Genomic DNA, 22,142 nt, shown 5'->3' with positions numbered 1-22,142 from the left:
TTTCACTGTGAAAGCTGCCGTCATGTACAAACCGGGTGATATCCGGGTCGAAGATGTTCCAAAACCTGCCGTCAAGGCCGGCCACGCCTTGGTTCGAGTAGCGGCCTGTGGGGTCTGCGGCTCGGATATCCCGCGGATGCTGAGCAAGGGCGCCCATGTGATGCCGCTGATCTGCGGCCATGAGTTTGCTGGTTTCATCGAAGAAATCGGCAGTGGCGTCGAAGGCTACGCCATTGGCGAATTGGTCACTGTGCCGCCGATGATCCCGGACGTGACCAGCGACCAGTATGCCCGTGGCTTTCCGTCGCGCTCCGAACAGTACGACTACTTTGGCAGCCGCCGCGACGGCGCTTATGCCGAGTACGTCAATGTGCCGCTGAGCAACCTGATCAAAGTGCCCAAGGGCATGGACCCGATTGCCGCGTCCCTGGTCGACCCGGCGGCGATTGCGCTGCACGCCATCTGGAAAGCCGATTTCAAGGCCGGGCAGAGTGGCGCGGTGGTGGGGTGCGGGCCGATCGGGCTGTTTGTGATCCAGTGGCTGCGCATCATGGGCGCCAAGGACATCGTCGCCATCGATATCGCCGAAGAGAAACTCGCCATGGCCCGCCAGGCCGGTGCGACCCACACCTTGCTCAGCGGTGCCTCGGATGTCGAGTTGCCGCGCTGCCAACTGGTCGTTGAAGCCGCGGGTCATCCGAGCTCGATCAACCAGGCGGTACAACTGACCAAGGCCGGCGGGCACGTGGTATTTATCGGCATTCCAACGGGCGAAGTGCCGATCAGCACCGCGACTTTTTCGCACTTCCTGCGCCAGGAAATTTCCTTGCATGGCGCGTGGAACTCCTTCTCGGCGCCGTTCCCCGGTGACGAGTGGACCGCGTCGATCGACAAGCTGGCGTCGGGTGAATTGCAGTGGCAATTCATGATCACCCACGACTTGCCGTTGGAAGAGTTGCCCGCCATGTTCAAGCGTTACGCCGACCGCAGCGAAGTGGCCGCCAAGGTGATTTTCCGCCCCTGATCCAAGGCTTAGGCTGTGATTCGCCCAGCCCTGCAATGCAGGTGGTTGCAGGGCTCAAAACAAAAAGCGTCGGCGGCACAAGACGCAGGAGGACTACCGATGACGTTGTTGTTGGGACTGGATTTCGGAACAGGTGGGGTGCGTGCCGGGCTATATGACTTGCACAGCCACAAACTGATACAGGTGGCCGAGGCCGCCTACGCCACGCAGTACCCGCAATTGGGTTGGGCTGAACAAGCGCCGGCTGACTGGTGGACCGCGCTGGGCAAAGCCTGTCGGCAATTGATGGCCCAGGCCGGGCATCTACCGGTGGCCGCGGTGTGTGTCGCGACCACTGCGTCCACGGTGGTGGCCGCCCAGGCGGACGGCGAACCGTTGGCCCCGGCCTTGTTATGGATGGATTGCCGCGCGGCCGTTGAGTCGGCGCGCAGCGCCCGGATCAGCCACCCGATGATGAACCAAGGGGGGGACGCCGTGGAGTGGCTGGTGCCCAAGGCCATGTGGCTGGCTGAGCACGAGCCCGAGGTGTACCGCCGCGCGGCGCGAATCTGCGAAGCGGTGGACTGGATCAATTACCAACTGACCGGGCGCTGGGTTGCCTCTCAACTCAACGCCAGTTGTAAGTGGAACTACGACACGTTGCAGCAGCGTTTCCCCGTGGAACTGTACGCCGACCTGGGCATTCCCGAACTCGCACAGAAGCTGCCGCCGGAAGTGATCAAGGTCGGTGGGCGAATCGGTCCGTTGACCGCAGAGGCCGCCAATCACCTGGGCCTGAGCCGCGACACCCTGGTGGCCCAGGGCGGTATCGATGCGCACATGGCCATGCTCAGCGCCGGTACCACGGGCGCGGGTGAAGTGCTGTTTATCGGCGGCACCTCCGTGGTGCAACTGATGCATACCCCCAAGCGTATCGACGTGCCGGGTATCTGGGGGCCTTACCCCGGCGCCTTGCTCGACGGCCAATGGCTGATGGAAGGCGGGCAAGTCTCGGCTGGCTCGATTCTCAACTGGCTCGCGCAAAAAATGTTCGGCCTGGACGATGCCGGCCACCAGCAATTGATCCGCCAGGCCGCTGCCCTGCAACCGGGCTCCACCGGCCTGCTGGTGCTCGATTACTGGATGGGCAACCGCACGCCGTATCGCTCGCCGGACATGCGCGGGGCGATCATGGGCCTGTCGCTCAATCACGACCGCCACGACCTCTATCGCGCCTCGGTGGAAGCCATTGCCCTGGGCTCGGCGAACATCTTCCACACCTGGCGCAGTGAAGGCATTGAGATCACCCGCGTGGTCGCTGCCGGCGGTTTCCAGAAAAACCCGCTGTGGTTGCAAGCCACTGTCGATGCCACCGGCGTACCGTTCGAGATGGTCCCCCATGACAACCTGACGTTGATCGGGACTGCGGCGGCGGCGGCCTGCGCCCTCGGTGAATTCAGTGACTTGCAGCAAGCCGCCACGGCCTTCACCACCGTCGGCCGCCTGATCGAACCCGACCCTTACGCCCATGAGCAGTACATCGAATTGCTTGGCCGTTACCGCGCCGCCACGGACAGCGTGGCGCCCATCAGTTGCAAACCGCCGGCGAACCGCACGCTCGGCGTAAGGCCGGCCGCATGAGCACCCAAACCTGCGCCGATTCATTGCCGCCCAAGCTCACCGCGGACTCCCAACGTGATGACCTGATGGTGCAAGTCGCCAAGCTGTACTACGACCTGGAAAAGACCCAGAGCGACATCTCCCGTGAAACCGGCCTGACCCGCTGGCAAGTCAGCCGCCTGCTGCGCGAGGCCCGCGACTGCGGCGTCGTACGCATTGACATTGTGGCCCGCTCGGCCCGCGTGCCGGCGCTGGAAGTGGCGTTGCAAAAGCGTTTTGGCCTGCGCGAGGCGCTGGTGTTGGAGGTCGACGATGACGATGCACTCAATGTCGTGACCCAGGCTGCTGCGCGCTACCTGTGCAACCTGCAACCGATGCCTGCCCTGATCGGCGTGTCGTGGGGCCGCACCCTGACCAAGATGGCCCAATGGTTGGTGCCGCGCTGGAACGAAGGGGTCAATGTGGTGCTGCTCAATGGCGCGATCAACACGCGCTCGGTCGGCGAACCCAGCCATAACGTGGCCGAACGCTTCGCCCAGGCGGCGCGTGGCCAGGCCACCTTGCTGCCCGTGCCGGCCATCCTGGGGCACGCCCATACCCGGGAAGCGCTGGAACAAGACCCGGTGATCGCCCAGGTCATGCACTTGGGCGAGCAGGCGCCAGTTGCCTGCTTCAGCCTGGGCGAGTTGTCCGACCATTCGGTGCTGATGGAGTCGGGCTACATCGACCGTCCCTTGCTCCAGGAACTTGAGCGCCTCGGTGCGGTGGGCGACATCATGGGCCGGTTTATCGGCATGGACGGCGAACCGGTCATGCCCGAACTGGATGCCCGTACCCTTGGCCTGCGCCTGTCGGCGCTGCGCGACAAAGCCTGGTCGATAGCCGTGTGCGTGGGGGGCCACAAACATCGCATCGTGCATGCCAGCGTCAAGGCCGGTTACGTCAATGTGCTGGCGACCGACGCTGGCACCGCGCGCTATTTGCTGGAGCAGGATCATGAATGATTTGGCGCTGGAGATTCAGCATGTCAGCAAGCGCTTTCCACCCAATGTCATCGCGTTGACCGACGCGTCCCTCGATGTGCGCCCCGGTGAAGTGCATTGCCTGCTGGGCGCCAACGGCGCGGGCAAGAGCACCCTGCTGAAGATCGTCGCCGGCGCCCATCGGCCGGACGCTGGCGAGATGTTCATCGGCGGCCGGCGCGTCGAGTTGAAAAACCCGCAGCAGGCGCGCCAGGCCGGGATCGCCATGATCTACCAGGAACTGGACCTGATCGCGCAGATGACCGTGGAAGAAAACCTGATGCTCGGCTACGCGCCACGGCGCTTCGGCATGATCGACCGTGGCAAGCGCAGTGCCTTGGCCAAGGCTGCGCTGGTGCGGGTCGGCGCCACGTTCTCCAGCACCGACTGCGTGGGCAGCTTGTCGATTGCCAACCAGCAACTGGCGGCCATTGCCCGGGCGCTGACCTGTGAGGCCAAGGTCGTGGTGATGGATGAGCCGTCCGCCGCGCTGAACGAAACCGAACTCAAGCAGGTATTCCGGGTGATCCGCGAGATCACTGCCGCCGGGGTCGCGGTGTTGTACGTGAGCCATCGCTTGAATGAGATTCGCGAGATCGGCGACCGGGTCACCGTGCTACGTGCCGGGCGCACGTTGCGCACCTATGAATTGGCGCAGATCGATGACCAGGCGCTGGTGGCCGCGGTGGTCGGCGAACATCGCGACCTGCTGGAGCGCAGCCCGCGCCAGCCGCCGCGCGAGGCGCTGGCCCTGGATATTCGTCGCTTGCAGGGTGCCCAGGGCTTGGATGTGCGTGGATTGCAGGTGCGCCAAGGTGAAATTGTCGGCCTGGCGGGGCTCAACGGCGCAGGGCGCAGCACCTTGCTCAAGGCGTTGTTCGGTGTGGGCCGTACCGACAGCGATGTCGAACTGTTCGGTGAGCCCTACCGCCCGTTGACCTCACGCCAGGCTATTCGCCAGGGCGTCGGCCTGGTCCCGGAAAACCGCAAGACCGAAGGCCTGCTGCTGGACGCGCCGATCTACCGCAACGCCTGCCTGGTGCATGCGCGGCATCTGGGCTGGTTCTCCCATCGCCAGGCCAAGGACCGTGCGGGCCCGGTGCTGCAACGCCTGCAAACCAAGCTCGACAACCTGGAGCAACCGGTACGCCAGTTGTCCGGCGGCAACCAGCAAAAAGTGGTCATGGCCAAGTGGGTGATCGACGGTGCGCGGTTGTTGCTGCTCGACGAGCCCAGCCGTGGCCTGGATGTCGGCGCCAAGGCCGATCTCTACGCCCTGGCCCGCAGCCTCGCGCAGGAGGGGGCGGCCGTGTTGGTCGCCAGCAGTGAGCTGGATGAGTTGTACGTCAATTGTGACCGGATCTGGGTCATGCACGAAGGGCGTAACGCGGTGTGTTTCGACCCGTTGAGCGCCAGCCGTGACCAGATCGACCAGGCCATCCTTATTGGTCGACATCCTTGAACGGTAAAGAGTGCAGAACCATGACTATTGCCAGCAACCCGACACCCGTTTTCGACAAGCCCATGGCCCTGACGCCCAGCCGACGCAGTGCGGTGCTGGAATGGGTGATGCGCTACAACTTCGTGTTCATTTTCCTGTTCGCCGTGACAGTGGCGACGTTTTTGTCCGATGACTTCCTGACCTTCGGCAATATCGCCAACCTGTTCCAGCAAGGGGCGATCGTGGGGATCGTGGCCATCGGAATGACCTTCGTCATCCTGACCGCGAACATCGATTTGTCCGTCGGCAGCTTGTGCGCCTTTGGCGGCATCCTGGTGGCGGTGCTGTTGCAGCAACAGTTCAGCGGTTGGCTGGCAGTGCCGGCGACGTTGCTGGTGGGCCTGGCGATAGGCACCTTGATGGGCAGCCTGACGGTATTTGGCAAGGTGCCGAGTTTTATCATCACCCTGGCCGGCCTGGTGTCGTTGCGCGGTGCGACCTTCCTGGCCTCCGATGGCGCACCGATTGGCGGGCTGCCGGCAAGCTTCACCGGGTTTGGTTCATCGATGATCGACATCCTGCCGAGTGCCGGCATCGCGTTTCCGGTGCTGGGCCTGATCTTCATCCTGATCACGCTCATCGCCTGGCTGGTGCTGCGCTACACGGTGTTTGGCGAGTATGTGCTTGCCACGGGCGGTAACCTGGAAGCGGCGCGCTTGTCCGGTGTCCCGGTGCGGGCGGTGACCATTGCGGTGTTCGCCATTTGCGGGGGGCTGGCTGCGTTCGCCGGGCTGTTGATGACCTCGCGCCTGCATGTCGGCCAACCCACGGCGGCCCAGGGCCTGGAATTGGACGCCATCGCTGCCGTGGTGCTGGGCGGCACCAGTCTGTTCGGAGGGCGCGGTAGCGTGGTCGGCACGGCGGTGGCGGTGATGCTGCTGCAAGTGCTGCGCAATATCTTCAATTTGCTCGGGCTGGGTTCGTTCTATCAGATGGCGATCACCGGGGTGATCATTGTGCTGGCGATTCTGCTCAACCGCCTGATCGACCACTACGCTGGCCGAACGTGAGGAAAGCCCTGATGACTGCACCACAGATCAAGGCGGTGATTTTCGATATGGACGGCTTGCTGCTCGATACCGAAGGCATCTACACCGAAGTCACCCAATTGATTGCCGACCGCTTCGGTGGCCGGCGGTTTGACTGGAGTATCAAGCAGCACACCATCGGTCTGGGCGCATACGCGCTGGCGAGCTATATCGTGCAGGCGCTGGAACTGCCGATCAGCGCGCAAGCGTTCCTGGAACTGCGCACGCCCCTGATGAATGAGCGTTTCCCCCAGGCTGCGGCCATGGCCGGCGCTGAAGCCTTGGTGCGTCACCTGTCGGCCAAGGGCATTCCGATTGCGGTGGGGACCAGTTCGTCGCGGCATTATTTCGACCTGAAAATTGCCCGGCATCGTGAGTGGTTCGAGTTGTTCGATGCGGTCGTCACGGCGGATGACCCGCAGGTCGGCGCTGCCAAGCCGGCACCGGATATCTTCCTGGTCGCCGCCCAACGCCTGGGGGTTGCGCCGGCCGATTGCCTGGTATTCGAGGACTCACCGTTTGGTATCAGCGCGGCGAAAGCGGCGGGCATGTACGCGGTGGCCATCCCGGACCCGGCGATGGCCGACGACAAGTTCCTCCACGCCGACCGGCGCCTGCACAGCCTGGAGGCCGTCGACTTGAAGGCATGGGGTTTGCCCACGGACTAGCCGGGCGCTGCGACATGCGGTCGGCCACGCTCGCGGATGTGGGTGTAAGGTAGGGCGCGTACTGCGTGGAAATCTCAGGAAAGCGAGGTGACTATGAGCGCTCCAATGCTGAATAAGCTGCATCTGAATGGCTACGATATCGTGCAGGTGAACTTCGGGCCGTGGCGGGTCTGTACCCATAAGGACCGGTTGGCGTCCTTCAATTCCCGCGAACAGGCACTGGCGTATGCGGCCGCGCTGCCGGTGTACAAGGCACGCACCAGGCGGGTGTCCAACGATCATTGAGGGCAGGCTTGTTGTGGCGAGCGGGCTTGCCCCGCGTTGGGCTGCGCAGCGGCCCCAATAAGGCCACCGCGTTTATCCAGGCATATTAAATCGCCAGGTTTTGGGGCTGCTACGCAGCCCAACGCGGGGCAAGCCCGCTCGCCACAACAGCCCGATCGGCCGGGCGTTCAGCGTTGAGCCATGAGGGACACGCGAGCACGCGCAACAGCGTTCGTTTTACGCCGCGCACCTGTTCAACCCTATGGTGGGACGCTACCCTGGCGCGGTCCCAATCATAAAAAGGAATGAGTGATGAGCATCAACAACCTGCCCCAGGAAGGCAGTTGCCGGTGTAACCAGGTGCGCTTCAGCGTGAGCCAGCCACCGGTGATCACCATGGCGTGCCATTGCACCGGGTGCCAGAAAATGACCGCCAGCGCGTTCTCCCTCAGTGCATTGATTCCCGCCAGCGCATTCACCGTGACCCAGGGTTGCCCGGTGATCGGCGGCTTGCATGGCGTGGACCGCCATTACTTTTGCCCCCATTGCATGAGCTGGTTGTTTACCCGGCCCCACGGCATCGATGAGTTCGTCAATGTGCGCGCCAGCTTGCTGGATAACGCCCGGGAATACGTACCCTTCATGGAGACCTGGACCAGCGAAAAGCTGCCGTGGGCGTCTACCCCGGCGCGTGAGAGTTTCGCGCAACTGCCGGCCCCGCAAGACTTCCCCCGACTGTTGCAAGCCTATGCCGAGTTCAGCGCCCGCTGAGTTCAGTCGATCAGCGCCAGCAGGTCCGTATCGCCCACATCGTGCCCCGCCTGGGTCAGCAGTGTCGTCACCTGGCCCCGGTGATGGGTCTGGTGATTGAAAAAGTGCACCAGCAGGCCAAAAAACGGCTTGTCGGCGGCGGTGCCACGCATGTTGTGGTAGCGCAGGCGCTGGTCAAGCTCGCTTTCTTTCAGGGTGCCGGCCCAATCGATGATCAGTTGATCCAGCCAGGCGCGGTGCGTCCAGAGTTCACCCAGGTTGGCGAAGGCCAGTTGCTTGAGGTCGGTGGGGGTGGCGATGGCGGTTAACGGTGCCAGCGCCCCATAGCCTGCCGGGTGCTGGGCGAAGCGCTTGAGCCACACGGTGTCGCCCAACATCAGGTGGTTCAGCGTGCCCAGGATCGAACCAAAAAATGCCCGACGATCTTCCATCAACGCGGCATGGCTGAGCTGGTGGGCGGTGTCATACACCTTGCGGTTCATCCACTGGTTGTAGGTCGCCATCAGGGCAATCTGTTCGATACGGTCCACGGGGTGATTCCTCCTCGGCGCGGTGGCGCCATCATAAGGCGTGCCCGCCCGACGGTCATGGTGTTCCGGCAGGCGGGTGGACAACAACAACGCCGTTGCCAGTGCCTAGAAGCGCACTGTGGCGCCAGTGGTCAGCCATTGGTCACGCTCACCGATCAGGCTGCGCCCGAGCACCAGGTCGACATCGACCCACGGCCCGACATGCAACCGCGGCCCTGCCTGCCAGGCTTGGTCACCGCCTGCCTGGCCGTAGCGTTCGGCGATCAGCGTCAGGGACTGCGCCAGCGGGTATTCGAAGCCTGCGCCCCAGGTCAGGCGGTGGGTTTGATCGCCGTCGTTGTAGGCATGGCTCCAGCCAGCATTCAGGTTCAGGCGCAGGGGTAGCGAAGATTGCCAGGTCAGCGGCACGTTGAAGTCCGCGCCGTCAAACCCGTGTCGCCGATCCAGGGCAAAGTGCGCCCCGGCGGCAATCGCCATTTCCAGGCCCAACGCTTCGCTCGACAACAGCTGCGCCTTGAGTTGCGGGTTGACCTGGGTTTCACCCGGGCCACCAGTGGTGGCCCGGGACAGTGCCGCGCCCCATTGCACCGAAGGCAGTGCGCTGAACGTGCAGGCGGGTGACAGGGTCGCGTTGTGGGGGCCGCCATCGTGGCGGTTGGCGGTGTACCAGGCGTCGACGTTGCATTCGCCCGGTGCATTGATCGCGCCATCGTCGACCGTATAAGACCCGCCTGCCGCCTGGGCTTTGGAGAGCACGGCGATGAGCAACAGGATCGCCAGGGTTATGCCGATAAAGATCAGGTTGCGTTGCAACGCGCGGCGTTTTGCCGGGGGCAGCAGCAACAGCGTGGCCCGAGGGCCGCGATGGTTACGCGCGCGGTATTTGGCAAACCCGTCCGGGCGCCGAGGGGTGTGTTTTTTGTGCATGAGGCACCTCGCTTGAATTCAGCTTTCTACGGTCAGCACCGAAATGCCGCTGGCTTTGGCCTGGCAGACCAGCTCCGAGGTGTCATCACCACCCGGCAGGGCGATGACCACGTCGGGGCGGCTGTCGGTGAGCATGAAATGGTTGCGCTGGCGTTCCGCCTGTTTGCCGTGGTGTTGCCAGTTGGGCGGGTAGCGCACCACGTCGATGCCGAGTTCCCGCGCCCATTCCTCGATATCGCTGCCCAGGAACTGGTTGCCGCCGTGGATCAACACATGCACCGGGCGCAGGCGGTGGTAGGCATCCAGTACTTGGCGGGACAGCTTGGTGTCGGCGTAATGACGACCTGCACAGATCAAGACGCGCATAGGCCCTTTTTCCTTGTAGTAGCGCTTGTATTGCACGGTAGCGGTCGGGCGACCGCCACCGGTTAAACGGCGGGGGATCAGTACCACTGCTTGAAGCGGCGGATGTAGATCGTCTTCATCAGTTGAGCCACGCAGCAGTAGGCGAACAGGGTGCCCACCAGCCAGGGGAAGTACGCCAGCGGCAGCGGTTGCAGGCCCACCAGTGTGCCCAGCGGCGAGAACGGCACGTAGATGCCCAGGGCGATGACCACGCCTGTCATCAGCAGTACCGGCCAGGCGGCGGTGCTCTGGAAGAACGGGATCTTGCGGGTGCGCAACATATGCACCACCAGGGTTTGTGAGAGCAGGCCCTCGATAAACCAGCCGGACTGGAACAAGGTCTGCATTTCCACACTGTTGGCGGCGAACACGTACCACATCAGCGCGAAGGTGGTGATGTCGAAGATCGACGAGGTCGGTCCGATCCAGATCATGAAGCGGCCAATGTTCTTCGCGTCCCACTTGCGGGGCTTGGCCAGGTATTCCTTGTCCATCTTGTCCCACGGCAGGGCCAACTGGGAGATGTCGTACATCAGGTTTTGCAGCAGCAGGTGGATCGACAGCATCGGCAGGAACGGGATGAACGCACTGGCCACCAGCACCGAGAACACGTTGCCGAAGTTGGAACTGGCGGTCATGTTCAGGTACTTCATGATATTGCCGAAGGTTTCGCGGCCCTTGAGCACGCCTTCTTCCAGCACCATCAGGCTTTTTTCCAGGAGGATGATGTCGGCCGATTCCTTGGCAATGTCCGTGCCGCTGTCCACCGAGATGCCCACGTCAGCATCGCGCAGGGCCGGCGCATCATTGATGCCGTCCCCCAGGAAACCCACGGTGTGGCCGTTGGCTTGCAGCGCCTTGAGCACCCGTGATTTCTGCAGCGGTGTCAGCTTGGCGAACACCGTGCGTTCTTCCACGCGGCGTTGCAGGGTGGCGTCGTCCATCGCTTCGATGTCCATGCCCAGCAGCGGCTCGCCAGGCTCGAGGCCGACCTGGCGGCAGATCTTGCTGGTGACCACCGCGTTGTCGCCGGTCAGCACTTTCACCGCCACGCCAATTTGTTGCAGTGCCGCGATCGCCGGGCCTGCGGTTTCCTTGGGTGGATCGAGGAAGGTCAGGAACCCCTGGATCACCAGGTTGCGCTCATCGGCCGTGGTGTACTGCTGGCGGGCCAAGGCCTTGGGAATATTACGTGTCGCCACCACCAGGACGCGGAAACCGTCCTCGTTATAGTCGTTGGCAAGCGCCAGCAGTTCAGTACGGCGACGCTCATCCAATGGCACGGCGGCCCCGCCTTCCATCACATGGGTGGAAATGCCGAGCATTTCTTCCACGGCACCTTTGCACACCAGCAAGTGGTCGGCGGCGGTGTCCTTGACCACGATCGACAGGCGACGGCGGACAAAATCGAACGGTAATTCATCGACCTTGCTGTAGGCAAAGGGCTGCTGGAACTTCGGGTTCTGTTCCGAGAACTGCACCACGGCCTGGTCCATCAGGTTCTTCATGCCGCTCTGGTGATGGCTGTTGAGCCAGGCCAGGGACAACACCGCGTCATCCCGCTGGCCGAAAGCGTTGACGTGGTGCTCGAGGATGATCTTGTCCTGGGTCAGGGTGCCGGTCTTGTCGGTGCACAGCACATCCATCGAGCCGAAGTTCTGGATTGCGTTGAGGCGCTTGACCACCACTTTGCGCTTGGCCATCGCCGTGGCGCCCTTGGCCAGGTTGGCGCTGACGATCATCGGCAGCATTTCGGGGGTGAGGCCCACCGCGACCGCCAGGGCAAACAGGAAGGCATCGCCCCAGTCACCCTTGGAGAAACCGTTGAGGAAGAACACGATCGGCACCATCACCAACATAAAGCGAATCAGCAGCCAGCTGACGCTGTTCACCCCGCGATCAAAGGCGGTTTGCACCCGCGAGCCGACGATGGCCTTGGCCAGGGAGCCAAAGTAGGTGCGCGCGCCGGTGGCCACGACGACGGCTTTGGCCCGGCCGCTGACCACGTTGGTGCCCATGAAGCAGATGTTCGGCAGGTCGAGCAAATTGCCCTGGTCAGCGGCCGGGGAGTGGGCGGACTTTTGCGTCACATCCCCCAGCGTGTCGTACTTCTCCACCGGCAAGGCTTCACCGGTCAGCACGGCCTGGCTGATAAACAGGTCGCGGGATTCGATCAGGCGGATGTCGGCCGGAATCATGTCGCCCGCCGACAGTTGCACAATGTCGCCGGCCACCAGGTCGCGCATCGGCACTTCGCGCAGGGTTGGCTGGCTGCCCACTTGTTCGCGGCGCAGCACCGTCGCGGTGGTGCGCACCATGGCTTTGAGGGCCTCGGCGGATTTGGCCGACCGGTGTTCCTGCCAGAAACGCAGCAAGCTGCTGAGCAGGACCATGGTCATGATAATGATGACTTTGGTCGGGTCGACCTCTTCTCCTGCCTGCATCGGCAACCAGCAGTCGGTGAAGAAGCTGATGGCGCCCAAGGTCAGCAGTACGTAGATAAACGGGTTGTTCAATGCCTGCAGGAACTGGACGATGGCGTGAGGCGGCTTGTCGTGGGCGACTTCGTTATAGCCTTCGCGTTGCAGACGCGCGGCGGCGTCGAGTTCGGTCAGGCCATCCTGGGTGGCGCGTACGTTGGCCAGGGTGGCCGACAGGCCGTTGTGGGCTTCGCGGGCGGCACGCATCGACAGTTTGGTGTCGGCGTCGCTGCGCGCTTTTTGCTTCAATGGGGCGTTTTTTACGGCGCTCATGGTGTGTGCTCCTGTCGCCAATTCTCGACAAAACATACCCGTTACTGGCCTGATGACAGGCGAGCGAAAGCATGCCGAGTCGCTAACTTCGCGATCGGTTTAAATAAGGTCTCGATATAACTTTTACTGCGCCCGCCAATAGCGCGTTAGTTAACTAACGCGCAGCGGGTTACGACTGGGCTTGTTCATAAAGAACACCAGGTTATTAATCAGGAAGTTGCTGTTTCCAAACGGTTCAGGCAGCGCGAGTGCTCAGGTAAAGATCGAGCATCAGGCTGGCTTGAGCCAGGCTGGAAACGAGAGGTCTCTGAGGGTCCAGCGGGTCGGCGTGATCCCAGTGCAGCACGCGTTGGCCGCTGGCTGGGCAGATACGCCAGCGCGCCAGCGGGTGAGCCGGGCGCACCGGGGGGGAGGCGGTGGTACAGGCAGGGCGGGCAGGGCAAACGCCCGCGGGCCCACGGCATAGCTTGGCGCGCAAGGCCGCGGCCAGCATGCGTGCATCGGGTAGAGCAATGAGTTGGAAGGTCATAACACACCTCGGGACCGGACGGGCGACCGGTGAGGCAGTTACGGTGGAGCATCAAGCTCTAGCGCAGCTTACCGGACCGGGGAGGCGAGTCCTGTCATATTCTGGGTTGGGCGCCCGATGCCCGCGTTCGCGGTGCTCGGACAGCGACTAGATACTGTGTCCATTGGCTTCTTTTGTGAGGTTTAAAAAAGGCCCCAGTTGCGGGCAGGGGCAATCTACTTAGGCAGTTACAAAATGTCAACGCATAATTAATTAAAGTATCCGGCGTTCAGAGTTCATTCAGGCAAGCCGCGCTCGGAAGTTGCTGGATATATAACTTCATATACCGCGTGCGGCCAAAGCCGCCAGGTAGATCAATACCAAACCGCAGGCGCCGTAACTGATACGTTGCCAGGTCGGTGAGGCGTTCTGGCGCAACAGATTCACCAGCGCCGCAATCAGAAAACACGACAGCACCGAAGCCAGCATGAACCCTGCAAAAAACATCAGCGTTTGCCCATGGCTGGGCGTGGCCCCGACGATGCCCGACAAGGCGCTGCCCAGCGCCCCCCAGTAAACAATGTTCTTCGGGTTGGCCAGGGAAATCGCCGCGCCCACGGCCAACGCATTGGGCCCGGAGCGGGCTGGTGCGCTGTCTGCTTCGGGCAGGTGCCAGGCATCGATCAGGCTGCGTATGCCGAGCCAGGCCAGGTACAGCGCGCAGATAATCGTCAGCGGTACGCGCACCGCATCATGCTGGATCAACAGGGCAATACCCGTCAGGCCGATCACCGCCCACACGGCATCGCCCACCAGTGAACCTATCTGTACCAGCAGCGCCGGCATGAAGCCGTGGAGCAACCCGCGGCGCAAGGTCTCTGCCAATACCGCGCCGGGAGAAAGGCAAAACACAAAACCGAATACCAGTGCGTAGAAAAAGATCGTCAGCATGCCCGCGTTCCTTCAAATGTGGGTGGGCAGTGTGAGGGGGTGTGCGGGGGGCCGTCTTGAACCAGATTGCGCTGTTCAGCGATTCAGGAGGCGTTGGTAGTGCCCCGGCGTCATGCCGTAGGCCGCGCGGAAATGCCGGTTGAGGTGGCTTTGGTCGGCGAACCCCACGTGATGGGCGACCTCGCAGGCCGCCACGCCGTTGCGCAATAGACCTTTGGCCCGCCGAGTGCGCAGTTGCATGGCCCATTGCCGGGGGCTGAGCCCGGTTTCTTTCTGGAAGGCGCGCAGCAGGTGGAATTTGGACAGGCCCAGCTCATCCCCGAGGAGGTCCAGGGACACTGAGCGATGCAGTTGTGCGGCGAGCACTTCCTGGGCGCGACCGATCAGGTTGTGGCCGAGTGTCGTGCTGCCGGGCAGGCGCACGCCACTGGCGTTGACCACTTCCCCCAGCATCAGCACCAGCGCTTCTTCTTGCAGTTCACGGACCAGGGTGTCATCGCTTAAAGCCGCTTTCACCGCGCCGGCCAATCGTTGCGCAAGGTCGGGCTGAAAGCACAGCGAACGATCGAACTCCACGTGCGCCAACCCCAGGTCAGCCGCCAGTTGATCGGCCGTGGCGTACAGGCTGACGAACTGCCAGGGCGCCCCGTCTGCCGCACCGCCGCCTTGAATCTGCCCTGGGTTGTACAAGGTAATGCTGCCCGGGCCGGCCTCGAACTCACGGCGGTCCAGCCAGACTTTTTCTTCGCCCACCAGGTTCACGCCGATCACGCATTCATCATGGCTGTGGCGGGCAAACGTCAGGCCGGTGCAGGACGTGGAACTGACTTCGTAGTTGCCCAACCAGGCGTGTTGCATGACGCTCATCGACTCGACTCGGTAAGAGATTGGGCACGAGCATACGCTGGCACAGGGGCTCAGATCGACCGTTGATTGACACGTTGTGACAGCTCATCGGCGCTTTCCTTGCGCTCCGAGTAACGGTCCACGAGGTCCGGGCGTTCACGCAGCAGTACGGTGAACTTGACCAGTTCTTCCATCACATCCACGACGCGGTCATAGAGGGCCGACGGCTTCATGCGGTCGTGCTCATCGAACTCCATGAACGCCTTGGGCACCGAGGATTGGTTGGGGATAGTGAACATGCGCATCCAACGGCCCAGCACGCGAAGCTGGTTCACCGTGTTAAAGGATTGAGAGCCCCCGGAGACTTGCATCACCGCCAGCGTCTTGCCCTGGGTCGGGCGAACGGCACCGAGGGCCAGCGGCACCCAGTCGATCTGCGCCTTGAACACTGCCGACATCGAACCGTGGCGTTCGGGAGAGCACCAGACCTGGCCTTCCGACCACTGCATCAGCGCCAACAGCTCTTGAACCTTGGGGTGGTCGTTGGGTACATCGTCAGGCAATGGCAAACCGCTGGGGTTGAAGATTTGCGTGTCGGCGCCGAAGTGGCGCAGCAAGCGCGCGCACTCCTCAACCAGCAACCGGCTGAACGAGCGGGGTCGGTTGGAGCCATAGAGCAGCAGGATACGCGGAGGGTGAGCCAGCCCGGTCTGCCGGGGCGGTGCGAGGCGGGTGTCCAGGTTGGGCAGGGTGGTCATGACGCTCTCCGGTTATAACAGCGCAATGCGCTCGAGTTCAGCCTTCAGCTCAGCGGCGCTGAGGCGGTCGAACGGCAGGGCGAAAAAGGCACGACAGCGGGTCTCGATGGTCTCCAGCGTGGCCTTGAATGCTGCATCGACAAGTGCCTCGTCACCTTGCACATCCGAGGGGTCTTCCAGCCCCCAGTGCGCCTTCAGCGCAGGCCCGAAATACACCGGGCAGGCTTCGCCGGCGGCCTTGTCGCAGACCGTGATCACCACGTCTGGCGGGCTGCCTTCAAAGGCGTCATTGCCCTTGCTGTACAAGCCCTCGGTGCTGATGCCCGCCGCCTGCAACGTGCTCAGGCTACGGGGCAGGACCTGGCCCTTGGGGAAGCTGCCGGAGCTGATCGCCACGAAACCGGGCGGCGCAAGGTGGTTGAACATGGCTTCTGACAGGATGCTGCGGCAGCTATTGGCGGTACACATGAACAGGACTTTCATCACAGAGTTCCTTCAGAACGTGAGGCGCAAGGCGAGGGCGGCGAGGGTGATCAGCAGCACCGGCAAGGTCAGTACGATGCCGACCTTGAAGTAGTAGCCCCAGGTAATGTTGATGCCCTTGCGCGCCAGGATATGCAGCCACAGCAACGTGGCCAGGCTGCCGATAGGGGTGATTTTCGGGCCCAGGTCGCTGCCGATGACGTTGGCGTAGATCATCGCGTCCTTGACCACGCCCACGGCATGGCTGGACTCGATGGACAGCGCACCGATCAATACGGTCGGCAGGTTGTTCATCGCAGACGACAGCAGCGCGGTGAGCACCCCGGTGCCCATCGCCGCGCCCCATACGCCATAGGTGGCGAAGCTGTCGAGCCAGGTCGCCAGGTAGGTGGTCAAGCCGGCGTTACGCAGGCCATAGACCACCAGGTACATGCCCAGGGAGAAGACCACGATCTGCCAGGGGGCTTCCTTGAGTACTTTGCGTGTGGAGATCTTGTGGCCTTTGGCTGCGATCACCAACAGCAGCACGGCGCACACCGCGGAAATCGCGCTGATGGGAATGCCCAGCGGCTCCAGGGCAAAACAGCCCACCAGCAGGATGCCCAGCACCCACCAACCGGCGCGAAAGGTGGCGCGGTCATGGATCGCACTGGCGGGGTCTGCCAGGTCGGCCGGGTCGTAGGTACCGGGAATATCGCGGCGGAAAAACCACAGCAGCACCGCGAGGGTCGCGGCGACGCTGACCAGGTTCACCGGCACCATGACTGCCGCGTATTCGTTGAAGCCGATCTTGAAATAGTCTGCCGAAACAATGTTCACCAGGTTGGAGACCACCAGCGGCAGGCTGGCGGTGTCGGCGATAAACCCAGCGCCCATGACAAATGCCAGGGTCGCGGCAGGGGAAAAACGCAGGGCCAGCAGCATCGACATCACGATAGGGGTGAGGATCAATGCGGCGCCGTCATTGGCAAACAGCGCCGAGACCAGCGCCCCCAGCAGCACCATATAGGCGAACAACCGACGGCCCCGGCCGCGTCCCCAACGCGCCACGTGCAGGGCGGCCCAGGCAAAGAAGCCGGCTTCGTCCAGCAACAGGCTGATGATGATCAAGGCGACAAAGGTGCCGGTGGCATTCCAGATGATGTGCCACACCACCGGGATGTCCGTCAGGCTGATAACGCCACACGCCAGGGCCAGGATCGCGCCCAGGCTGGCGCTCCAGCCGACGCCCAGGCCCTTGGGCTGCCAGATGACCAGAATGATGGTGAACAGGAAAATCGCACTAGCGACAAGCATGAATAAAAGCTCCGATGGCTCAGCAGCAGGTGCCGGCCCGTTGTGGTCTGTCGCCCATTGCATCAAGACGCAGCGCGTCGTTTTGCAACCATGGCTGATTGGCTTGCAAGGTGGTGTCCAGCACGTGACGCACCCAGTCGGGCAGTGCCGGATTGATGCGGTAATAAATCCATTGCCCTTGGCGACGATCCAGCAGCAGCCCGCCACTGCGCAGTTGTGCCAGGTGGCGGGAGATCTTTGGCTGGCTGTCGTCCAAGGCATGGATCAATTCGCACACACAAAGTTCGCCTTCGCGCAGGATCAACAGCGTCAAGCGCACCCGGGTTGGGTCGGCGAGGCATTTGAACAGGGCTGGAGGGGAGAAAAGATCCGACATGACTGATGCACATATATATGGATATACGAATATACGTATTTCCATATGTTTCAGTCAAATCCTGTTTCGATTGATATGGATCAAGTCAGCGCAAATGCGCCACAAGTGTTTGAAATTAAAATGAAACATGAATGTCCTAAAGTGCCTGCTATTGCCGATGAAGGAATACCTCGCGTGACCCGTGCCACTCGCAACCTGCGCAAGACCCTGGATTCCGTCGCGGAAAATAACGAAACCGCGGCATTCGACCTGATGCGCGCGGTCGAAAAACTCAGCGATGAAGTGCTGCGCCAGCGCCTGCTCAATACGATCCATCGGCTCAACCAGGACGCCCACGAACTGCGTGAAGCGCGGGATTCGGTGGAGCAGGTATCGGTCAGACTGGCTTGAGCCTACGATCACATGAGGAAAACAACTCAAAGGAACGCCTGAAGGGGGAATCTCTACTCAGGGTCAGGAAGCAATCATAGACCTGACAACCTGAGGCCCTAATATGATACCGCCGAGAGTCATAGGCTCGTATTTTGACGCAACGGTGCGTCGCAACGAAGTCAACAGCCCTGCGCAACAACCGCCAGGGCCTGCATCAGGTTCGATACCCCGTACTGAAGGTGTTAAAAAAACCGTCCGCTTGCAATCTCCCCTTGTTACGCCTGAACTCAGGGATTATGTGAAGGCGATAACGTCGAGTTTTCTTACCCCCGCACAAAACACTTCGGCTCTTATCGCGGCCGCACTCAAGAGTCAGTGGAAAATAGAGATAGACCCCGATGTCGCGCGTATCGCAACGTTCAATTATCACCTCGGTCAGCCCAAGCCGGCGGGGGGTAAGTTACTGAACAGCATCACGCTGACAGAGGCTGCCCTTACAAACATGCGCGACAAAAATCCGGACGATGAAACGGCCAAGGTGCAAAAGCCATGGTGGCGTAAAGTTATCGACCTGGTAGAAGAGAATTCGCCGTTGGCGATGGCCATCCAGCAGCGCCAGCATGTTGCGGATTACGCGGGCGCTCACGAATATATTATTCCGCTGTTCGATCCCAACGCTCAGCACACTTATCATGCGAATGAAACGCTGCACCATACGCCGCAGGCATTCCGGGACTTGTTGCGGCAGACCGAACTCAGTGAGCCCTACAAGGCCCACCTGGATAAGTTCTGGCCTGCCCATGAAGATAAATATACGCAATGCAGCAAGTTTGCTTTTGCCGCGGCGGCACAGATCCAGCATAAAGAAGGCAGCCTCAGTAACTATGAAGCAAGCCTCGCCATGCGCGCCGCAGGGTTTGGTGTCGGCAGCCGTCTGAGCGATATGACGGCGGCTGACCTGAAGGCGCCGTTTCGCCAGGACGCCACGCTTGAAACCGGCCTGTTGTCCATCGACGGCAGTCCTTCCACCGATCTCGTCTACGTCACTGACAAGCGCCCGCGCATGAATGGCAAAGGCCAGAAAATCAATCACACGCTGCTGTATATCCCCGGAAACTCCTCACCGATTCATCGATTTGACAGCGTTGCGCAGATGAAAGGCTGGTTGGCGGATCAGGCGGCCGATCCGAACAAACGAGCGCAGTTGAGTACGCATTTCAAAGAAAACGATCAAGACGACAAGGTGTTTTCGGACGGTGTCAAACAAGCGCTTAAGGGGCTGGGCGGCTGGTCCGAGGCAAAAACGCCCAATAAGTGGGGGTTTGAAGCACCCAATGGATGGGACCCGCAGGCCTATATCACCACAGAACCTGTGAGCGATGATCCGTTCCGCGCCATGACGCTGCGACAAAAGGCACGCTCCTATGCAGACGCCGACCATGAGATTGTCACCAACGCCGATGTGCTCAAGCGCCGCCTGACCACGCTTGCCGAGGCCGCGACCACGGCCGCGCTCATGCTGACGCCACTGGCAATGGTCGTTCCAGAAGTAGCGATTGCCGCTGAGGCCGTTTACGTCGCCGCTGGAGCCACTGAAATCGGCGTAGGTATTGATGATGCGGTGCATGGCAAATCAACGGCCACGGATCGCACAGTGTTCGGTCTGCTCAATGCCGTGCCGAGCGTTTTTCATGCTTCTGTGCGCTTGCCTGGCCTTTCCGTCAGCGGCCTTGGAAAGTTACCGGATGCGATTGAAAAAGCGGCTGGCGAGAACAAGAAACTCTTGGCGTTCGAGGCGGTATTTGACAGCGATGAAGTCGCGCAGACCACCGATGTTGTCGAGTTGTCCGGGGATGCGCCATCCACCAGCGATAATAAACGGGTACGCCTTGATGAATCGCACCCTTCGGAGGACGCCAAACGTATCAAGCTGAATGAGCAGCCCAGGGACCTGAATAAATTAAACGACCTGATTTTTACCTTTGTGGACACTTATAATGGAGCGGAGCGACTGAATATCGTGGCCCATGGCATGCTCGCAAACGACGGCGCAGAGCCGGTGGCGAATATGGTGCTCAATGAGGTGAGTTATGACGCCGACGAGTTGACGGAGATGCTGTGGGATAACAACGTGCCCACCGATAAATACGCAAATATACGTTTGTTGATGTGCCATTCGGGGGCCGGCGGAGAGCGTTCTTTTGCTGCGCAGTTTCAGGCGAACGTCGGGGTTCCGGTTAAGGCTTATGCAAACAGAGTCAATGCTGAGTTCACGCTGGACGATATCGAGGCTGTTTTTGCATCGTCGGATCGAAGCAAAAAATTAGTGCAGTTCGATGATGTACTGCCTGCCGAGCGCCGGCATCGAGTGATCAAAAAAAATCCCTATGCTTCCGACGTTGACAGTAAGGATTACGAAAAATACAAAAATTTCAGTTATGAACCTGTGCATTTTCCTCCACGGTCGGAAAACCCTAAACAGGCTGTGGCCGCAGCGTCGATGCCGGCACTCTAGCGCCGCCGTAGAGGCAAGGACGGCGGGGCCCGTGCAATATCGTTCAAGACAACCTGATTAGTACGCTGGCATGCTTGTCGACTGTCTGTCGATGAGCTGCCTTCATGCCTACTGCCTTGCCTCATTACGCGTTCGCCCGTGGCGCGATCGCCGTCATTCCGTTATCCCTGGCCTGTGCGCCGTGGGGACTGCTCGCCGGTTCCATGGCCATTGATGCGCAATTTACGCCGCTGCAAGCCCAGGGTTTATCCGCCATTGTCTTTGCGGGGGCCGCGCAGTTGGTGGCCATCGGCATGGTCAAGAGCGGCGCCAGCCTGGTGTCGATCGTGCTGACGACGCTGTTGCTGACCTCCCAGCATTTGCTCTACGGCATGCACATGCGCCCGACGTTATCCGCGCTGAACACGCGCTGGCGCATGAGCCTGGGTTTTTTGCTGACCGATGAGTTCTTCGCGCTGGTCAACCACTATGACCGTGAGACGTTCAACCGCTGGTACGCCCTGGGGGTGGGCCTGACGTTCTATATCGTCTGGAACCTGTTCACCCTGGTCGGCATCGTGCTCGGCAAGAGCATTCCCGGGCTTGATCAGCTCGGGCTCGAATTTTCTATCGCCGCCACCTTCATCGCCTTGATTACACCGGTGGTTCGTGACGTGCCGACGGTGGTGTGTGTCGCGGTTGCGCTGCTGTGCTCGGTGTGGCTGAGTTACTTGCACTGGGAGTCGGCGGTGGTGGTTTCCGGTGTGTTGGGTATGAGTGCAGGGTTTGCCTGCAAGCGATTGGGGGTAGGGCAGCGATGATCTACCTCATGATTGTGGCGATGGGGCTGGTGGTGTTTCTCAACCGCTACCTGTTTCTCGAGCCGCGGCTGCCAGTACGGCTCAACCGTGGCGCACGGGAGTTTCTCGGTTTTGCCGTGCCGGGCATGCTCACGGCGATCTGCGGGCCGATTATTTTCCTCGCCGACCACCAACTCAACCTGAGCCCGGCCAATCCTTACCTGTTGGCCGGAGTCTGCGCGGTCGCACTGATGTTCTGGACGCGTAACGTGCTGCTCACGGTGCTGCTGAGCATGGCGTTGTTCTATCTGTTTCGCTGGTGGCTCTGATACGCAGGCAAAAAAAAGCCCGCGGGAGGGCGGGCAGAAGGGAGACTTCTAAAAATGAGCTTGGCCAGTATGGGTGGCACGGTCTTCCTTCACAGTGAAACTAAATTCATATGGCTGACAGCAAAGCAGCCCTGGGCGGGGCTGCGACGGCGCTTGAGGCTAAAGCCGGCGCCTGGTCATTTCTTCCTGGACTGCGCCTCGGCAGCCAGGCACTCCAGGGCGAATTGCTCGGTGTAAGTCATCTGGATTGGCGTGCTTTCGCCTTTGACCGTGCGCTCGCCATCGAGAATGTAGCGAATGCGCTTGTCGGTGACACCAATGCGCTTGGCGATCCAGGTGGGTGTCTGGCCGATGCGGCTGATCAGCTTGTCGGCATAATCGGTGGACGGGTTGTAGTGTTCGGCGTTGGGTGTCATCGGTTTTCCAGGTAGAAGCGA

The 22,142-nt window shown here is 61.4% G+C and carries 24 protein-coding genes; 12 read left to right on the top strand and 12 right to left on the bottom strand.

The genetic code is table 11. The features are described 5' to 3' along the window. Positions 1-7: 7 nt before the first annotated feature. The 8 genes from QU606_RS20115 (at position 8) to QU606_RS20080 (ending at position 7,877) form a co-directional block, all read left to right on the top strand. A complete protein-coding gene (locus QU606_RS20115) occupies positions 8-1,024 on the top strand; it encodes a galactitol-1-phosphate 5-dehydrogenase (protein ID WP_223817805.1) in 1,017 nt (338 codons plus the stop codon). 99 nt (positions 1,025-1,123) lie between these two features. Continuing rightward, complete coding sequence (locus QU606_RS20110; RefSeq protein ID WP_024075680.1) at positions 1,124-2,644, top strand: ribulokinase; 1,521 nt, start codon at positions 1,124-1,126, stop codon at positions 2,642-2,644. Then, on the top strand, positions 2,641-3,627 hold the full coding sequence (locus QU606_RS20105; protein WP_304997398.1) for a sugar-binding transcriptional regulator: 987 nt from the start codon (positions 2,641-2,643) through the stop codon (positions 3,625-3,627). Before QU606_RS20110 ends, QU606_RS20105 begins: the two co-directional genes overlap by 4 nt. Further along, entirely contained in the window at positions 3,620-5,107 is a 1,488-nt protein-coding gene (locus tag QU606_RS20100) for a sugar ABC transporter ATP-binding protein (protein ID WP_102624644.1), read from the top strand. Before QU606_RS20105 ends, QU606_RS20100 begins: the two co-directional genes overlap by 8 nt. A gap of 20 nt (positions 5,108-5,127) precedes the next feature. Then, the gene (locus QU606_RS20095; RefSeq protein ID WP_304997397.1) at positions 5,128-6,156 is read left to right on the top strand and encodes an ABC transporter permease; all 1,029 of its coding nucleotides are present in this window, start codon (positions 5,128-5,130) and stop codon (positions 6,154-6,156) included. An 11-nt stretch (positions 6,157-6,167) separates the two neighbouring features. Then, the gene (locus QU606_RS20090) at positions 6,168-6,842 is read left to right on the top strand and encodes an HAD-IA family hydrolase (RefSeq protein WP_024075676.1); all 675 of its coding nucleotides are present in this window, start codon (positions 6,168-6,170) and stop codon (positions 6,840-6,842) included. 93 nt (positions 6,843-6,935) lie between these two features. Then, positions 6,936-7,127: a hypothetical protein gene (locus QU606_RS20085; RefSeq protein WP_041160947.1), complete on the top strand. Its 192-nt coding sequence runs from the start codon at positions 6,936-6,938 to the stop codon at positions 7,125-7,127. Between the two features lie 291 nt (positions 7,128-7,418). Further along, positions 7,419-7,877 (top strand): GFA family protein, encoded by a 459-nt coding sequence (locus tag QU606_RS20080; protein ID WP_102624642.1) that lies wholly within the window; start codon positions 7,419-7,421, stop codon positions 7,875-7,877. A gap of 2 nt (positions 7,878-7,879) precedes the next feature. Here QU606_RS20080 and QU606_RS20075 read toward each other — a convergent pair whose 3' ends face one another. From QU606_RS20075 to QU606_RS20025, 11 genes are all read right to left on the bottom strand, one after another. Next, positions 7,880-8,407: a DinB family protein gene (locus tag QU606_RS20075; RefSeq protein WP_069076045.1), complete on the bottom strand. Its 528-nt coding sequence runs from the start codon at positions 8,405-8,407 to the stop codon at positions 7,880-7,882. Between the two features lie 105 nt (positions 8,408-8,512). Next, positions 8,513-9,334 carry a hypothetical protein gene (locus QU606_RS20070; protein ID WP_304997396.1) on the bottom strand — a complete coding sequence of 274 codons (822 nt, stop codon included), beginning with the start codon at positions 9,332-9,334 and terminating at the stop codon, positions 8,513-8,515. A gap of 18 nt (positions 9,335-9,352) precedes the next feature. Continuing rightward, positions 9,353-9,700 (bottom strand): DUF2493 domain-containing protein, encoded by a 348-nt coding sequence (locus QU606_RS20065; protein WP_102624640.1) that lies wholly within the window; start codon positions 9,698-9,700, stop codon positions 9,353-9,355. A gap of 77 nt (positions 9,701-9,777) precedes the next feature. Next, the gene (gene mgtA, locus QU606_RS20060) at positions 9,778-12,492 is read right to left on the bottom strand and encodes a magnesium-translocating P-type ATPase (protein WP_069076043.1); all 2,715 of its coding nucleotides are present in this window, start codon (positions 12,490-12,492) and stop codon (positions 9,778-9,780) included. Between the two features lie 235 nt (positions 12,493-12,727). Then, positions 12,728-13,021, bottom strand: coding sequence for a hypothetical protein (locus QU606_RS20055; RefSeq protein ID WP_102642566.1), 294 nt, complete (start codon positions 13,019-13,021; stop codon positions 12,728-12,730). 318 nt (positions 13,022-13,339) lie between these two features. Continuing rightward, positions 13,340-13,951, bottom strand: a complete 612-nt coding sequence (locus QU606_RS20050; RefSeq protein ID WP_024075668.1) for a LysE family transporter — start codon at positions 13,949-13,951, stop codon at positions 13,340-13,342. 75 nt (positions 13,952-14,026) lie between these two features. After that, positions 14,027-14,818, bottom strand: coding sequence for an AraC family transcriptional regulator (locus QU606_RS20045; RefSeq protein ID WP_304997395.1), 792 nt, complete (start codon positions 14,816-14,818; stop codon positions 14,027-14,029). Positions 14,819-14,868: 50 nt separating this feature from the next. After that, positions 14,869-15,555, bottom strand: coding sequence for an arsenical resistance protein ArsH (gene arsH / locus QU606_RS20040; RefSeq protein WP_304997394.1), 687 nt, complete (start codon positions 15,553-15,555; stop codon positions 14,869-14,871). 12 nt (positions 15,556-15,567) lie between these two features. Continuing rightward, complete coding sequence (locus tag QU606_RS20035; protein WP_024075665.1) at positions 15,568-16,038, bottom strand: arsenate reductase ArsC; 471 nt, start codon at positions 16,036-16,038, stop codon at positions 15,568-15,570. Positions 16,039-16,050: 12 nt separating this feature from the next. Then, entirely contained in the window at positions 16,051-17,334 is a 1,284-nt protein-coding gene (locus QU606_RS20030; RefSeq protein WP_024075664.1) for an arsenic transporter, read from the bottom strand. A 19-nt stretch (positions 17,335-17,353) separates the two neighbouring features. Next, a complete protein-coding gene (locus QU606_RS20025) occupies positions 17,354-17,710 on the bottom strand; it encodes a metalloregulator ArsR/SmtB family transcription factor (protein WP_024075663.1) in 357 nt (118 codons plus the stop codon). A 174-nt stretch (positions 17,711-17,884) separates the two neighbouring features. Between QU606_RS20025 and QU606_RS20020 the strand changes: the two genes are divergently transcribed. The 4 genes from QU606_RS20020 (at position 17,885) to QU606_RS20005 (ending at position 21,705) form a co-directional block, all read left to right on the top strand. Beyond that, entirely contained in the window at positions 17,885-18,100 is a 216-nt protein-coding gene (locus tag QU606_RS20020) for a hypothetical protein (protein WP_024075662.1), read from the top strand. 145 nt (positions 18,101-18,245) lie between these two features. Next, positions 18,246-20,597, top strand: a complete 2,352-nt coding sequence (locus QU606_RS20015; protein ID WP_304997393.1) for a dermonecrotic toxin domain-containing protein — start codon at positions 18,246-18,248, stop codon at positions 20,595-20,597. A 104-nt stretch (positions 20,598-20,701) separates the two neighbouring features. Further along, complete coding sequence (locus QU606_RS20010) at positions 20,702-21,397, top strand: AzlC family ABC transporter permease (protein WP_024075660.1); 696 nt, start codon at positions 20,702-20,704, stop codon at positions 21,395-21,397. Further along, positions 21,394-21,705 (top strand): AzlD domain-containing protein, encoded by a 312-nt coding sequence (locus QU606_RS20005; RefSeq protein WP_024075659.1) that lies wholly within the window; start codon positions 21,394-21,396, stop codon positions 21,703-21,705. Before QU606_RS20010 ends, QU606_RS20005 begins: the two co-directional genes overlap by 4 nt. A 176-nt stretch (positions 21,706-21,881) precedes the next feature. On the opposite strand, the gene QU606_RS20000 is transcribed toward QU606_RS20005, so the two are convergent. Next, positions 21,882-22,121: a hypothetical protein gene (locus QU606_RS20000; RefSeq protein ID WP_024075658.1), complete on the bottom strand. Its 240-nt coding sequence runs from the start codon at positions 22,119-22,121 to the stop codon at positions 21,882-21,884. Between the last annotated feature and the right edge of the window lie 21 nt (positions 22,122-22,142).

It is taken from the genome of Pseudomonas sp. OVF7 (assembly GCF_030644265.1).
Lineage (GTDB): Bacteria > Pseudomonadota > Gammaproteobacteria > Pseudomonadales > Pseudomonadaceae > Aquipseudomonas > Aquipseudomonas gorinensis.
The sequence above is the reverse complement of the archived record's forward strand: the minus strand, read 5'-3'. Positions and strand labels throughout refer to the sequence as shown.